This window comes from Streptomyces sp. AF1A (assembly GCF_047340315.1).
In the GTDB taxonomy this organism is placed as follows: Bacteria; Actinomycetota; Actinomycetes; order Streptomycetales; family Streptomycetaceae; genus Streptomyces.
On the sequence record NZ_JBLEBI010000002.1, the window covers coordinates 86,109 to 100,593 of the forward strand.

Genomic DNA, 14,485 nt, shown 5'->3' on the forward strand with positions numbered 1-14,485 from the left:
CGTGGCAGAGACCATCGACGTCACCGGCGCCGTCGCGGCCGAGCCCGCCGGCGCCCCGGACGGCGGGCGGCGCAAGAGCTCCGGGTTCGCCCGCTACCTGGTCACGAAGCTGGTGGCGGCGGCGATCAGCTTCCTGGTCACGCTCGTCATCGGCTTCGTCCTGTTCAGTCTGATGCCGGCCGACCCCGTCCAGTCCATCACCCGCGGCCGTCCCACCAGCGACGCGCAGATGGCCCAGCTGCGCCATCAGCTGGGCCTGGACCAGTCGGTGCCCGAACGCTTCTTCCACTTCGTGACCGACACCCTGACCGGGCACCTCGGCACCTCCTGGGAGTTCCAGCAGCCGGTCAGCTCGCTCATCGGCGACCGGCTGTGGCCGACCCTGCTGCTGATGGGCACCGCCACCGTGATCTCGGTGCTGCTCGGCCTCTGGCTGGGCGTCAGGTCCGGCTGGCGCCACGGCAGTTGGCTGGACCGCATCGCCACCGGCGCCTCGCTGACGCTGTGGTCGGTGCCGACCTTCTGGCTCGGCATGATCCTGCTGATCACCTTCAGCGTGGGCATCGGCCCGTTCCCCGGATTCCTCCCGGCGGGCGGCATGAGCGACCCGGCGATCACCGGCGGCCTGGACCACGTCGTCGACGTGGCCAAGCATCTGGTCCTGCCCTGCCTGACCATGGTCCTGGTGGTGTTCGCCCAGTACGTGGCCGTCATGCGCTCCTCGATCATCGACGAGCTGGGCAGCCCGTATCTGCTCACCGCGCGGGCCAAGGGGCTGCGCGACGACGACGTACGGCGCAGGCACGCCGTGCCCAACGCCCTGCTGCCCTCGGTCACCATGATCTTCATGCACCTGGGCACGGTGCTCGGCGGTGCCATCACCGTGGAGACCGTCTACTCGTGGCCGGGCCTGGGCCAGCTCAGCTACCAGGCCCTGAAGGTGCCCGATCTGCCGCTGCTGCAGGGCACGTTCATCGTCTTCAGCGCGTCGGTGATCCTCATGAACCTGCTCGCCGACGTGATCTACCGCTTCCTCGACCCCCGGGTGCGTGCCCAGTGACCAACCACGAACCCCTTACCCAGGCGGACCCGCCGGCCGCCGCCCCGCCGCCGGCGGGCGCAGAACCCGCGGCGTCGGCCGCACCGCCCGCGGCGAAGCCGCGCCGCAACGGATTCACCGGCTTCGTACGGTCCTTCGTGCGCATCCGCTCCGGCGTGGCGGGCGTCGGCATCCTGGTCGTGTTCGGCCTGCTCGCCCTGTGCGCGCCGCTGTTCATCTCCGACAACGACCTCGACGTCATCAAGGTGGACGGCCCCTCGCTGCACTCCCCCACCGACGGCTACCCGCTCGGCACCGACCAGGCGGGGCGCTCCATCCTGCTGCTGGTCATCTGGGGAGCCCGCTCCTCGCTGTCCATCGGGCTGATGGCGACCCTGCTGACGGTGGTGCTCGGCAGCGCCGTCGGCCTGGTCGCCGGGCACTACGGCGGCTGGATCGGCAAGGCGCTGATGCACCTCACCGACTGGTTCATCGCGCTGCCCAGCCTGCCGCTCGCCATCTCGCTGTCGGCGGTGATCGGGCAGGGAACCGCCTCCATCACCATCGCCATCGCGGTCACCAGCTGGTCGTCGACGGCCCGCCTGGTGCGGGCGCAGACCCTCGCCGTGGAGGCCAAGCCGTTCATCGAGCGGGCCAGGGCGCTGGGAGCGGGCGGGCCGCAGGTGATGCTGCGGCACGTCCTGCCGAACGTCACCCCGCTGATCCTGGTCTCCTCCACGCTGACCGTGGCCTCGGCGATCCTGTCCGAGGCGACCCTGACCTTCCTCGGTCTGGGCGACCCGACCGGCATCTCCTGGGGCGCGATGCTGAACTCGGCGCTGAGCGGCGGCGCCGTCACCTCCGGCGCCTGGTGGTACCTGTACCCGCCGGGCATCGCCATCCTGATCGTCGTCCTCGGCTTCACCCTGACCGGCCGCGCCGTGGAGACCATTCTCAACCCGAGGTCGGTGAAGACACGTTGAACGCGATGCTGGAGGTCAGGGACCTCAAGGTCACCTATCGCGGCGGCGGGCGCACGGTGCCCGCCGTGCGCGGGGTGGACCTCACGCTGGACGCCGGGCAGACGCTCGGCCTGGCCGGCGAGTCCGGCTCGGGCAAGTCCACCCTGGCGATGAGCCTGCTGCGGCTGCTGCCGTCCGCCGCCGAGGTCACCGGCCAGGTGCTGTACCAGGGCGAGGACCTGCTCACCGCCAAGTGGAGCCGGATGCGGGCGGTGCGCTGGGCGGAGGCCTCCGTGGTCTTCCAGGGCGCGATGACCGCCCTCAACCCCGTGCACACCATCGGCGACCAGCTGATCGAGCCGATCCTGCTGCACGGCCGCAGGGCCGGCGAGGAGGGCGGCCGGATCACCGACAAGCAGGCCCGTGCCCGCGCGGCCGAACTGCTGGAGTCGGTGGGCGTCCCGGCACGGCGGATGCGCAGCTACCCGCACGAGTTCTCCGGCGGGCAGCGCCAGCGCATCATGATCGCGATGGCGCTGGCCTGCCGCCCGAACCTGATCATCGCCGACGAGCCCACCACGGCGCTGGACGTGATGGTGCAGGCCCAGATCCTGGACCTGCTCTCGGACCTGGTGCGCGACGAGGGCATCGGCGTCATCATGATCAGCCACGATCTGTCCGTCCTCGGCCAGATGTGCGACCGGCTGGCGGTGATGTACGCCGGCGAGCTGGTGGAGTCGGGGCCCTCCCGGCAACTCCTGGACGACCCCCGGCACCCCTACACCCGGGCGCTGTCCCGGGCCTTCCCCACCATCGGCGACCCCGCCTCCCGCAGGGCGCCGGCCGGACTGCCCGGCGACCCGCCCGACCCCGCCGCGCTGGGCGCCGGCTGCCCCTTCGCGGCCCGCTGCCCCGACGTGCACGAGGTCTGCGACAGCAGCCCCGTGACGCTGTGGCCGGCCGGGCCCGGACGGCAGTCGGCGTGCCTACGGGTGCTGCCCGGTTTCCCGAACGTCGCCACGGCCCCGGACGTGCCCGAACCGTCCGCCGAAGGAGCCCGCTCATGACCGTCACCACCACCGGCACGGTCACCGGACCTGCCGCGGCCGCCGCGCCCGCGCTGGAGGTCCGCGACCTGCACATCACCTACCCGCCCCGGGCCGGCCGCGGTCCCGCCCGCGCGGTGGACGGCGTCGACCTGCAGCTGGGCCGCGGCGAGATCCTCGCCCTGATCGGCGAGTCCGGCTGCGGCAAGTCCACCCTGGCGCGCGCCCTGACCGGGCTGGTCAAGCCCACGTCGGGCGAGGTGCTCTGCGACGGCGTGCCGCTGCGCTACACCAGCGCCGCGCTGAAGGCGCACCGCCGCAAGGTCCAGTTCGTCCTCCAGGATCCCGGCGGCGCCCTGAACCCGCGGCAAAACGTGTTCGACGCGGTCGCCGAGGGTCCGCGGCTGCATCGGATGAAGGACGGCCTCGAGCAGCGCGTGCACTCCGCCCTGTCGCAGGCCGGGCTGCGCCCTCCCGAGCAGTTCCTCACGCGCTTCCCGCACGAGATGTCCGGCGGGCAGCAGCAGCGCGTCGTGATCGCGGGCGCGCTGGCGCTGGAGCCCTCGGTGATCGTCGCCGACGAGCCGGTGGCCTCGCTGGACGCCTCCGTCCGCGGCGAGATCCTCAAGCTCGTGCTCGACCTGCGCCGCGACCTCGGCCTGTCCTCCCTGGTGGTCAGTCACGACCTGGGACTGGCCTGGAACATCGCCGACCGGGTGGCGGTGATGTACCTGGGCCGGATCGTCGAGGTGGGCACCGTGGAGGAGGTCCTGCTCGCACCGAAGCACCCGTACACCAAGGCGCTGCTGTCGGTCGTCTCGACGGAGGGCGGGCGCGGTGAGCGGCCGCAGCTCCTCCAGGGCGAGCCGCCCGACCCGACGGCCGTTCCCGAGGGCTGCCGCTTCCATCCGCGCTGCCCGATGTGGGCCGGCCTCGACGCGGCCGGCCGTGCGGGGGCGGGCTGCGACCGGCGGACGCTGCCGGTTCTCGCGGCCCAGGCCCCGGCGGGCGGGCAGGCCGCGTGTCACCTCGCGGACGCGTCGTGACCTCGACGGCGACACCGAGGCCCGCGGCCGGTACCCGGCAGGGCCCGCCGCTGGTCGTACGCGACGTGGACGGCCCGCTGGAGATGGCCGACTGCGTGGCGCTGTACGAGCGGGTCATGGGGCTGCGCCCCGGCGACGGCAGTCTCAACGCGCGCCTGCTGACCGCGCTGCAGGACAACAGCGGCCTGGTCGTCGGCGCCTACCTCGGCGAGGCGCTGGTGGGGTTCACCTACAGCTTCCTCGCCCGCGAGCGGGGCGCCGACGGGCAGGCCGGGCGCCTGTACCAGTACTCCCAGCTGGCCGTGGTGGCGCACGAACGGCAGGGCCTCGGCATCGGGCGGCTGCTCAAGCTCGGGCAGCGCGACCGCTGCCTCGCCGAGGGGACGACGCTGATCCGCTGGGCGTACGACCCGATGCAGACCCGCAACGCCCACTTCAACCTGGACGTGCTCGGCGCGGTGGTGGACGCGGTCAAGCCCGCCATGTACGGCACGTCGGGCTTCGGTGCCGCCGCCGGCGAGTCCACCGACCGCTTCATCGTCTCCTGGCATTTGGACGCCCCGGCACGGCCCGCCCTTCCCGCTCCCGTCGCACCGACGGGCGGCTGGAGCGTCGGCCAGGTGTACGACGACGGCGAGGACCGGATCGTGGTCCTGCCCGACGACTGGCACCGGCTGCGTGCCCAGGCCGGCCCGGGGCACGCCGCCCGGCTGCGCGGCAACCTCACCGACACCTTCGCCCGGCTGCTCGCCGACCGCACGGCCGTCTCCTGCGTACGGCTGCCGGGCGGGCTCGCCGCGTACCGCTTCATCCCCCGTGCCGCCGCGTCCGGCACGGCCTCTCGCCCCTGACCGGGGCCCCGCACGGTAGGACGACCCCACATGACCGTCACCCTTGCCGAGATCGAGCTGGCGCTGGTCCGGCTCGACCTCGTCCACTCCTTCGAGACCAGTTCGCACCGCAAGTCGTACCTGGAACACATCATCGTCCGCGCGACCGCCGAGGACGGCAGCGTCGGCTGGGGCGAGTGCGCCTCGCCGAGCGACCCCTACTACTGCGGCGAGTCCACCTGGAGCTGCTGGCAGGTCCTGGGCGAGTACCTCGCCCCGATGCTGCTCGGCCGGCCCTGGGACCACCCCGACGACGCGGCCCGGCTCACCGCCAAGGTGAGCGGCAACCACTTCGCCCGCGCCGGCCTCGACATGGCCTGCTGGGACCTGTACGGACAGCGGCGGGGCGAGCCGCTGGCCGACGTGCTCGGCGCGGGCGCCGACGCGGTGGCCGCCGGGGTCAGCCTCGGCATCGAGCCGACGATCGACGCGCTGCTCGCGCAGGTCTCCCGGCACGTCGCCGACGGCTACCGCCGCATCAAGCTGAAGATCCGCCCCGGCTGGGACCTCGAACCCGTCCGCGCCGTCCAGGACGCCTTCCCCGGCGTCGCCCTCCAGGTCGACGCCAACACCGCCTATCACCCGGAACAGGACGGCGTGCTCGCGGAGTTGGACGGACGCGGCCTGCTGATGATCGAGCAGCCGTACGCCGCCTCCGACCTGCTCTCCCACGCCCGGCTCGCCGCCCGTCTGGACACCCCGGTCTGCCTGGACGAGTCGATCACCGCCCCGGACGTGCTGCGCACCGCACTGCACCTGGGCGCGGCCGACATCGTCAACATCAAGGTGTCCCGGCTCGGTGGGCTCGGCCCGGCCAAGACGGTGCACGACCTGTGCCTGGACGCCGGGGTGCCGGTGTGGTGCGGCGGCATGCACGAGTTCGGCATCGGCAGGGCCGCCAACCTGGCGCTCGCCGGACTGCCCGGCTTCACCCTGCCCTCGGACGTCTCCGGCTCCGACAAGTACTACCGGCGGGACATCGTCGCGCCGCCGATCCGCGCCGTGGACGGCATGGTCGCCGTGCCCCGCTCCCGGCCCGGCATCGGCCTCGACGTGGACCTCGACCAGCTCGGCCGGCACACGATGCGCACCTGGACCATCCGTCCCCGCGCCCGTCTCACCACCACTCCTGAGGAGAAAGCGGCATGAAGGTCCTGATCTCCGCCGACATGGAGGGCGTCACCGGCGTCACCTTCCCGGACGACTGCGAGCCGGGTCACGCCCGTTGGGAGTACAGCCGGCAGTTCCTCACCGCCGACGTCAACGCCGCGATCGCCGGTTTCGCCGCCGCCGGCGCCACCGAGATCCTCGTCAACGAGGCCCACGCCGACCAGCGCAACCTGCTCCTCGACCGGCTCGACAAGAGGGCCACGCTGCTGATCGGCACGCACAAGCCGCTCGGCATGATGGAGGGCGTCGACCGCTCCCCCGACGCGGTCGCCTTCGTCGGCTACCACACGGGTGCCGGCCAGCCGGGCGTCCTCGCCCACACCTACCTGCCCAACACCATCACGGCCGTGCGGATCAACGGCGAGCCGGCCTCCGAGGGCCGGATGAACGCCCTGCTCGCCGACGAGTACGGCGTCCCGGTCGTCCTGGTCACCGGCGACGACCTGTGCTGCGAGGACGCCCGCGGCTGGGCGCCGCACGCCGCCCACGCCGTGGTCAAGACCTGCGTGGACCGCTACTCGGCGATCTGCCTGCCCCCCGAGGTGAGCGCCGCCCGCATCACCGAGGCCGCCCGCGATGGCCTCACGGCCCTGCCCGCCGCCACCCGGCCGGCGCCACCGCCCGCCGAGGGCTACACCTACGAGGTGTCCTTCGACGCCGCCCACCTGGCGCCCGCGGCGAGCTACATCCCCGGCGTCGTCCAGACCGACCCGCTGACCGTGCGGTTCACGCTGCCGACGATGTACGAGGCGATCCGCTGCTTCCGCGCCCTGACCCGGGTCGTCACCTCGGCCGTGGAGAACTGCTATGGCTGAGCCCCTCGAACTGCTCGCCCTGGCCCGCACGTTCGGCGACCCGGTGCTGGAACGCTGGGAACATCTGGTCGCGCTGGAGACCCCGTCCGGCGACGCGGATCTGGCGGCCGTGTTCGGCAAGGAACTCGCCGTCGGCCTCGCCGCCACCGCCGACCGCATCGAGCGGCCGCCGGGACCGGGCGGCGACCACCTGGTGGCCCACTGGGACGCCCACGAGACGGCGGGCGACGCGGGAGCCGGCCCGGCCGCGGGGCACACGCTGCTCGTGGCCCACAGCGACACCGTCTTCCCGGCCGGGACGGTTGCCCGGCGACCGTTCGCCCTGGCGGAGGACGGGGACACGGTCACCGGCCCCGGGGTCTTCGACATGAAGGGCTCCCTGGTCGCGGTCGAACTGGCCATGGACCTGCTGTCCCGCACCGGCGCCACCCCCAGGCGTCCGGTACGCCTCGTCGTGGTCAACGACGAGGAGATCGGCAGCCCCGACGGCAGCCGCCTGGTGGCCCGGCACGCCGAGGGCGCCCACGCGGTGCTCGGCCTCGAACCGCCGCTGCCCGGCGGTGCGTTGAAGATCGGGCGGCGCGGAGTGGCCCGGGTACGGCTCAGTGTGCGGGGGGTCAGCGCCCACGCCGGCCTCGACGCCGCGCTCGGCGTGTCCGCGATCGACGAACTCGTGGACCAGCTCACCGGGCTGCGAGCCACGGCGGCGTCCTTCCCCGACGCCGCGCTGAACGTCGGCACGATCAGCGGCGGCACCCGCGCCAACGTCGTGGCCGACCGCGCCGAGGCGGAGATCGGCCTGCGCTACGCCACGGCCGAGAGCGAACGAGCCCTGCTGTCCGCCCTGTTGGAACCGACACCGGTGAGGGAGCGGGCCACCGTGTCCGGCGAGACGCTGTCCCACCGCCCGGCCTGGCCGATGGACCCCGCCAACCCTCTGGCGGCCGAACTGACCGCACTCGCCGCCGTCCTGGGCCTGGAGCTGCCCCTGGGCTCCTCCGGCGGGGCGGGCGACACCAACCTCACCGGCGCGCTCGGCATCCCTACGGTCGACGGCCTGGGCCCTGCCGGCGCGGGCGCCCATGGCGAGGCCGAACACGCCTCGCTGGCCTCCCTCTTGGAGCGGGCGGCCCTCATCGCCGCGTTCCTGGCCGCTCGCTGACCGCCGCCTCCGGGACGGCGCCCCCGGCGCCGCTCCCGTGCCGCACGCCGGATCCGGAACGTCCGCACGACTGCCCGCTCTCTCACCCAAGGAGTCACATGCCCACCCTGCCCCCCGAGGGGCTCGTCCGCCCCGCCGCCCCCAAGCCCGGTGACCGTGTCGCCGTCATCGCCGCCAGCGGGCCGCCCAACCAGGAGAACCTGGAGGTCGGCCTGGAGTCGCTGCGCGGGCTCGGCCTCCAGCCCGAAGTGTTCGCCTCCGCGCGCGCGGACGGCGAGTACCTCGCCGGTGACGACGCGCTGCGCGCCCGCGACCTGACCGCCGCGCTCACCGATCCGGCGTTCACGGCCGTCTTCTGCGCGGCCGGCGGCTACGGTGCCCAGCGCACCCTGGAACTGGTCGACTGGGACGCCATCGGCACGCCCACCCCGCGCACCGTCATCGGCTTCTCCGACGTGACGGCGCTGCTGGAGGCGGTGGCGGTGAAGCTGGGCTGGACGGGGCTGTTCGGACCGATGCCCGCCATCCGCGGCTTCCACCCGGGCCGGGCCGACTTCGACGGGCTCGCCGCGCTGCTCACCGACCCGGCGTCCGTCAAGGAACTGCGCTTCCCCGGCTCCCGCCCCTTGGTCGGCGGCGCCGCGGAGGGCGTCACCCTGGGCGGCACGGTCACCCTGCTCGCCTGCTCCCTGGGCACCGACACCTCGCTGCCCGCGCGCGGCGGCATCGTGCTGCTGGAGGACGTGGACGAGGAGACGTTCCGGCTCGACCGGTTCCTCACCCAGCTGCGCCGCGGTGGGTACTTCGACGGCGCGGCCGGCATCGTCTGCGGCACCTTCACGGACTGCGGCACGCGCGAGCGGGTCGAGGAACTGCTGCACGACCGGCTCGGCGACCTCGGCATCCCGGTCCTGACCGGCGCGGACATCGGCCACGGCGTGCCGCAGCAGACGTTCCCCATCGGCACCCGGGCCAGGCTCGACGCGGACGCGGGCGTTCTCACGTTCCTGAACCCCGTGCTCGCCTGAGCCATCACGACGGGACCACCGCCCCAAGACCCCGCCTGAGCGCGGACCTCGTCCGCCACGACCGGCTCTCCGGGGCCCCGGGCCACCGGACCCGGCCGGTCCGCGCTCAGGCGGTGCCCACGGCGGAGGCCACGGGGGCCACCCACGTCGGGCAGCCGTCTCCGGGGCCGGGACCGCGGACGCCCCCGGCCGGAATGCCTGGACTTCGCACCAGGGAGCACGTCAGGCTTCCGCTCATGGACAGGGCCACCAGCAGCGACCCCGCAGAGCCAGTCGTCCTGGACGGCAGGCTTCTGATGTCGGACCCGGATCGCGGACTCCGGTTCGCCGAGTCCGCCCATCAGGTCCTGGCCGACCTGGTCCGGGAAGGCGCCGCCCTCGGCTGGGTCGAGCCACCGACACGCCAAGAGGTGACCGAACTCCTTGACCGGGTCATCACGTCGTCCCAGGCCGGCGACGGGGCACTGAGAGCCGCCGGCGGGCCTCGACCGGTCGGGTGATGCGGGCGTGGGCATCGGCGTGGCTGCCCCGCCTAACACGACCCACCTCACGTCGCCCGCAGCGACACGCCGTAGCGAAGTAGTGAATGGATGTCAGAAGATCAACCCAACGGCCTAATAGTATGTCAATCGCCCTTTTCCGCTTAAAGAGTGACGCTCCATCAGTTATTGAAACAGCGCCATAAATGCCCTGATCGGAGCTCTGGTCCCGATCTCCCGACATGACCGGCATGACAGCCATGACTACGTTCGTTCACGGGTCGGCTGACAGGCCGGCATCCCTGAGTCAGGAGACAGCGATATGAAGCTCCGTTCCACCGTGATCACCGCCGCTGTTTCGGCCGCCGCAGCTCTGGCCGCGACCGGCATCACCTACGCCTCGGCCACCTCCACTCCGGTGCCTCAGCAGGCCCCGGCGCCTCAGCAGGCCCCGGTGCCTCAGCAGGGCCCGGCCGCCGCCCCCGCGCCCCGGGGCGGTGACTCCGGGCAGAACAACAACAGCAACAACAACGGCAGCAGCAACAACAGCAACAGCAAGGGCAACGAAGGCAACACCAGCAAGGGCAGTGAGGGCAACGGCAACGGCAAGGGCAACCAGGGCAACGGGGGCCGGGAGGACAACGAGTACAACGGAGGCCGAGGAGAGAAGGAGGGCCGCGTCCTGGTGAACGAGCGGTCGTACTCGTCCCACCTCGGCGACTGCATCGCCGTGCTCAGCGGGCTGGGCGCGAACAGCCTGAACGTCCGCAACGACACCCGCAAGACCGTCGAGGTCTTCCGCGGGCCGGTCTGTGACAACGGCGCACCCGTCGCCGTCGTGGGACCCCACAGCTCCAGCTACGGCGTGCACCCGGGGACCACCGACGGTATCGACGTCGACAACGGCGTGGTGGCCAGCTTCCGCCTGATCAAGCGGCACCACGGGGACTAGGACACGATCGAGCGCACGCTGTGGAGCCCCGGCCCGCCGGAATCGGGCCGGAGCTCCAGCTCGGACCATTCCCCGGCAGTCGCCCGGCGCAGCGAGGCCGCCTCGAAGAGCCCGTCGACCGGGTGATCCGCAGCGTGATCACGAAGCCTGCTCCGGTGAAGATCCTCGACATGTTCCGCGGGCCCTCGCGACAGGGAACGGCCGCCCCGGCGATCCCGCTCAGCCGACAGCGGAGCCGCCGGCGCCGGCGTCGGCGTCTCAGTGGCGCTCCTCACGGTCTGCCTTCGCCGCATGATCCGCTGATGTGGGCGAAGCGACTCCCGGTGTTATTCAATGAGGTGTGCAGGGATCTCGGGTCCCCATGGCGCGGGTCCGAGAACGGCCCCGGTGATGCGCCGGGGATTGCTGAGAGAGCCGCATGGACTCCACCCCCTCCTCCTCGTCACCTTCGGCGTTCGACCTGGTCAGCAGCGCCCTGGGGCGCTACATCCCGCGCCGCGGAGCGGCCCCGGGCGCCGGATCCGGCGACGCGAAGGGTGAGCGCACCGCCGGCCGGTACGCGCCCGACAACGCGGTGGTCGGCCCCCAGGACCAGATTCTCGGCGCGCTCGCCCTGGACAAGGATCTGAGGATCACTCGCTGCAATCTCGACGCCCCGGTCTTCGCGGGCCTGCACGCCGCGCCGGGGAGCCGTTTCGTCGATCTCCTGCCCCCCGGGGACATACCGACGGTCACGCGGCGGCTGCGGCAGGTCCTGGAGACCGGTGAGGCGCACGTCGCCCGGATCCAGCGGCTGCGGCGCGGCGACGGCTCGGAGCTCGTGGTCTCGCTGAGCATCCTGCCCGCCGCGACGCCCCAGGAGGGCCTGACCGTCTCCCTGATCGCCATGGCCAGGCGGCTGCACCTGTTCGCCTCGGAGAACGCGATCGGCACCTCGCTGGACATCGGCGAGACCGCGCAGTCGCTGGCGCAGTCCCTGCTGGCCTGGGGAGACGTGGCCGCCGTCGACCTCGACTTCGCCGTGTGGACGGGCGAGGGAGTCACCGGGCAGTCGCACGAGCGCATCCGGCTGCGGCGAGCGGCCCTGGTGCCCGACCGGGCGTGGCCCGAGGGCTACGTGACTCCGGGCAACGATCTCCCCAGCGATGCCAGTCGCCTGCTGGCCCAGGCGGTACGGCGGGACGACGCCCCGCAGGCCATCGTGATACCCGACCGGGAGGCGGTGGAGCGGGTCTTCGGCAGTCCGCGCGTGATACGCGCCCTGGTGCCCAGTGACCGGCCGGCCGGCGTGGTGTGCATACCGCTGGTTCTGGACGCCTCACCGCCCGTCGTGCTGGGCGTGGCGGAGGTCTGGCGGCGGGCGGACTGCCCCTTCCGCGACAGCGAACTGTTCGACCTGCAGGAACTGGTGGCCAGGACCGCCCATCACGTCGACCTCGCCCGTCAGCACCAGCGCGAGCACACCCAGGTGCTGGCGCTGCAGCGCCGGCTGCTGCCCCGGACCGGCGGCGACACCATCGAGATCGCCAGCGTCTACCAGCCCGCCACCCCCGACAGCGCCGGCGTCGGCGGCGACTGGGTGAACAGCTTTCCGCTGCCGGACGGCCGTACCGCGCTGGTGGTCGGCGACGTCGTCGGGCACGGCCTGGGAGCCGCGGCGACCATGGGACAGCTGAGCACGGAGGCCCGCGCGCTGCTGTCCGCGGGACTCGCGCCCGACGAGGTCCTGGAGCACCTGGACGCGACCGTGACGCTGCTGGACGACGCGGAGTCCGGGCTGGCGGCCGGTTACAGCGCCCTCGGGTCCACCTGCTGCATCGCCCTGTACGACCCGGTCAGCCACCGCGTGGCGCTGTCCAGCGCCGGCCACCTCCCCCCGGTCCTGGTCTCCCCGGACGGGCACGCGGACCCGCTCGCGGTCCGCCCTCATCCCGGCCTGGGCGCCGAGTTCGCGCTCCGGGAACCCTTCGACGTACACACGTTCGACGCACCGCCGGGCTCCCTGCTCGCCCTCTACACCGACGGCCTGGTGGAGGATCCGGCCGTGCCGATCGACGAGGGCATCGGCAGACTGGGGGACGCCGTGTCCGCGGTCCACCCCTGGGACGGCCTGCAGCAGGCCGCACGGGACGTGGTGTCCACGCTCGCGCCCCCGCACCAGCGCGACGACGTGACCCTCCTGCTCGCGCGGATGATCGGCTACCGCAAGGGGGACACCGCGACCTGGCGGCTGCCCGCCCGGTACGACGCCCCCTCCCGTGCCCGCGCGCTGGTCTCCGCGCTGCTGCGGCGCTGGCGCGTCAGGGACGCCACCCGGGACAAGGTCCTGCTCCTGGTCAGCGAGCTCGTCACCAACGCGGTGCGCTTCGCCACCGGCCCCATCACGGTCCGGGTGGTCAGGACCGGTCACGGACTGCTCTGTGAAGTCGGCGACACCAGCAACGGCAGACCACGGCTGAGCGGGGGCTCCCTCCTCGCCGACGGCGGTCGTGGCCTGCGTGTCGTGCACACGCTGACCTCCCGGTGGGGGGTGCGGTGGACGGACACCGGCAAGGTGGTGTGGGCGAGAGTCGCGCGGTGACGCGCCGGGGCGAGAGCTCGCGCTACAGCCACTCGCCTTCCAGGGCGGTGGCGGTCAGGCCCGGTGCCGCCGCGTACAGGACGGCGCGGCTGCCCGGCTTCTGCCCGGCGTCGTGCGCCCGCCGCATGATGTCGAACACAGCGGCGCCGCCGCGGTTGCCGGTGGTGTAGCTCTCCCGGCTATAGTCCAACAGTCCCGACGGCCAGGTGTCGGGCATCGTCTGCTCCATGTACTCCAGCACCCGCGTCCCGCCGGGGTGAGCGAGGAGCACGTCGGGGTGCCAGGACTCGGGGTCGTCCTGGTAGCGGACGCGCAGCCACTCCCACATCGCGGCGACCGTCTCCTGTACGGCGCGCGGACCGCGCCGGTCCATCACGAAGTGGGTGCCGTCCGCCCGCGTGTCCAGGCGGTGGAGGTCCTGGGTGCCGGGCAGGGTGTGGTGCCAGGCGGAGTCCAGCCGCAGCACGGACTCGCGCCTCGGGCGGCCCGTGACCACCGCGGCGACCGCGGTGTCCGCGAACAGCAGCCGGACGATCAGGGACTCGAGGGTGTCGTCCGCGGGCTGGTAGGTCGTGCTCAGCGCCTCCGCGATGACGACCAGGACCACCCGGTCCGGGTCGGCGGCCACAAGATCCGCCGCCAGCGCCAGGGAGCGGGTCCCCGCGATGCAGGCCCACTGCGTGGCGGGCAGCAGCATCGCGTCGTCGCGGAGCGCGAGCTTGTTGGCCAGGGCGACGTCCAGACCCGGCAGCGCCGGGGTGGTGGAGTTGCTGGTGATCAGGCAGTCGACGTCCGCCGCGTCCAGCCCGGCGATCTGCAGGGCCCCGCGCGCCGCACGCTCCCCGTAGGACTGCACGGCCTCCCATGCCGGCGCGGTGCGCTCCTGGACGGTCTGCGGCGCGGGTATCGCCTCGAGCGCGGCGATCGCGCGGTCCACGTCCTGCGGGGTGAACCCCTCGCGTGCCAGCGCCTCTTGGGCCGGCCCGGTGCCGACGGCCTGCAGCCCGCCGCCGTTGCCGGGCGCGACGGCGGTCTCCAACGGCAGCATCCACCCGCGGGCTTCGATGCCCGTGCTGGCCGCGATGCCGTCGATCCTCGGCGCCCATGCCGCGTCCGGGTGCCGGTCGCGCACCTCGGCCACGATCTCGCTGGTCTTCACGGCATGTGCGCCGTGTATCACTGCAGGAGCGCAAAGGTAAGCGGCCATAGTGGGGGCACCTTTCCGGGGGAATCAGGGGGACATCGCGAGCGCTGTGTCCTGGGCCACTTTGTGAGCGGAAGCCCAAGGACATGCCGATAGGCCCGACTTCGGGAG

Annotated in this window: 13 protein-coding genes; 12 read left to right on the forward strand and 1 reads right to left on the reverse strand. The window is 72.9% G+C overall.

The window, feature by feature from the left end; all coding sequences use genetic code 11:
* Position 1: 1 nt before the first annotated feature.
* The 12 genes from ACLU3S_RS01435 to ACLU3S_RS01490 all read left to right on the forward strand — a co-directional run bounded on the left by ACLU3S_RS01435 (position 2) and on the right by ACLU3S_RS01490 (position 13,170).
* Complete coding sequence (locus ACLU3S_RS01435) at positions 2-1,060, forward strand: ABC transporter permease (RefSeq protein WP_413949819.1); 1,059 nt, start codon at positions 2-4, stop codon at positions 1,058-1,060.
* Positions 1,057-2,022, forward strand: coding sequence for an ABC transporter permease (locus tag ACLU3S_RS01440; protein WP_413949820.1), 966 nt, complete (start codon positions 1,057-1,059; stop codon positions 2,020-2,022). The genes ACLU3S_RS01435 and ACLU3S_RS01440 overlap by 4 nt, the downstream gene beginning before the upstream one ends.
* 5 nt (positions 2,023-2,027) lie before the next feature.
* Positions 2,028-3,068, forward strand: a complete 1,041-nt coding sequence (locus ACLU3S_RS01445) for an ABC transporter ATP-binding protein (RefSeq protein ID WP_413949821.1) — start codon at positions 2,028-2,030, stop codon at positions 3,066-3,068.
* Complete coding sequence (locus ACLU3S_RS01450) at positions 3,065-4,093, forward strand: ABC transporter ATP-binding protein (RefSeq protein ID WP_413949822.1); 1,029 nt, start codon at positions 3,065-3,067, stop codon at positions 4,091-4,093. The genes ACLU3S_RS01445 and ACLU3S_RS01450 overlap by 4 nt, the downstream gene beginning before the upstream one ends.
* The gene (locus tag ACLU3S_RS01455; RefSeq protein ID WP_413949823.1) at positions 4,090-4,944 is read left to right on the forward strand and encodes a hypothetical protein; all 855 of its coding nucleotides are present in this window, start codon (positions 4,090-4,092) and stop codon (positions 4,942-4,944) included. Before ACLU3S_RS01450 ends, ACLU3S_RS01455 begins: the two co-directional genes overlap by 4 nt.
* A 30-nt stretch (positions 4,945-4,974) precedes the next feature.
* The gene (menC, locus tag ACLU3S_RS01460; RefSeq protein WP_413949824.1) at positions 4,975-6,132 is read left to right on the forward strand and encodes an o-succinylbenzoate synthase; all 1,158 of its coding nucleotides are present in this window, start codon (positions 4,975-4,977) and stop codon (positions 6,130-6,132) included.
* A complete protein-coding gene (locus ACLU3S_RS01465; RefSeq protein WP_413949825.1) occupies positions 6,129-6,968 on the forward strand; it encodes a M55 family metallopeptidase in 840 nt (279 codons plus the stop codon). Before menC ends, ACLU3S_RS01465 begins: the two co-directional genes overlap by 4 nt.
* The gene (locus ACLU3S_RS01470) at positions 6,961-8,130 is read left to right on the forward strand and encodes a M20/M25/M40 family metallo-hydrolase (protein ID WP_413949826.1); all 1,170 of its coding nucleotides are present in this window, start codon (positions 6,961-6,963) and stop codon (positions 8,128-8,130) included. Before ACLU3S_RS01465 ends, ACLU3S_RS01470 begins: the two co-directional genes overlap by 8 nt.
* Positions 8,131-8,228: 98 nt before the next feature.
* A complete protein-coding gene (locus tag ACLU3S_RS01475; protein ID WP_413949827.1) occupies positions 8,229-9,158 on the forward strand; it encodes a S66 peptidase family protein in 930 nt (309 codons plus the stop codon).
* Between the two features lie 236 nt (positions 9,159-9,394).
* On the forward strand, positions 9,395-9,658 hold the full coding sequence (locus ACLU3S_RS01480) for a hypothetical protein (protein ID WP_413949828.1): 264 nt from the start codon (positions 9,395-9,397) through the stop codon (positions 9,656-9,658).
* A gap of 301 nt (positions 9,659-9,959) precedes the next feature.
* Complete coding sequence (locus ACLU3S_RS01485; protein WP_413949829.1) at positions 9,960-10,589, forward strand: hypothetical protein; 630 nt, start codon at positions 9,960-9,962, stop codon at positions 10,587-10,589.
* A 418-nt stretch (positions 10,590-11,007) separates the two neighbouring features.
* Positions 11,008-13,170, forward strand: coding sequence for a SpoIIE family protein phosphatase (locus ACLU3S_RS01490; RefSeq protein WP_413949830.1), 2,163 nt, complete (start codon positions 11,008-11,010; stop codon positions 13,168-13,170).
* 22 nt (positions 13,171-13,192) lie between these two features.
* Here the strand turns inward: ACLU3S_RS01490 and ACLU3S_RS01495 are convergent, their stop codons facing one another.
* Positions 13,193-14,377: a type III polyketide synthase gene (locus tag ACLU3S_RS01495; RefSeq protein ID WP_413949831.1), complete on the reverse strand. Its 1,185-nt coding sequence runs from the start codon at positions 14,375-14,377 to the stop codon at positions 13,193-13,195.
* Positions 14,378-14,485 lie beyond the last annotated feature (108 nt).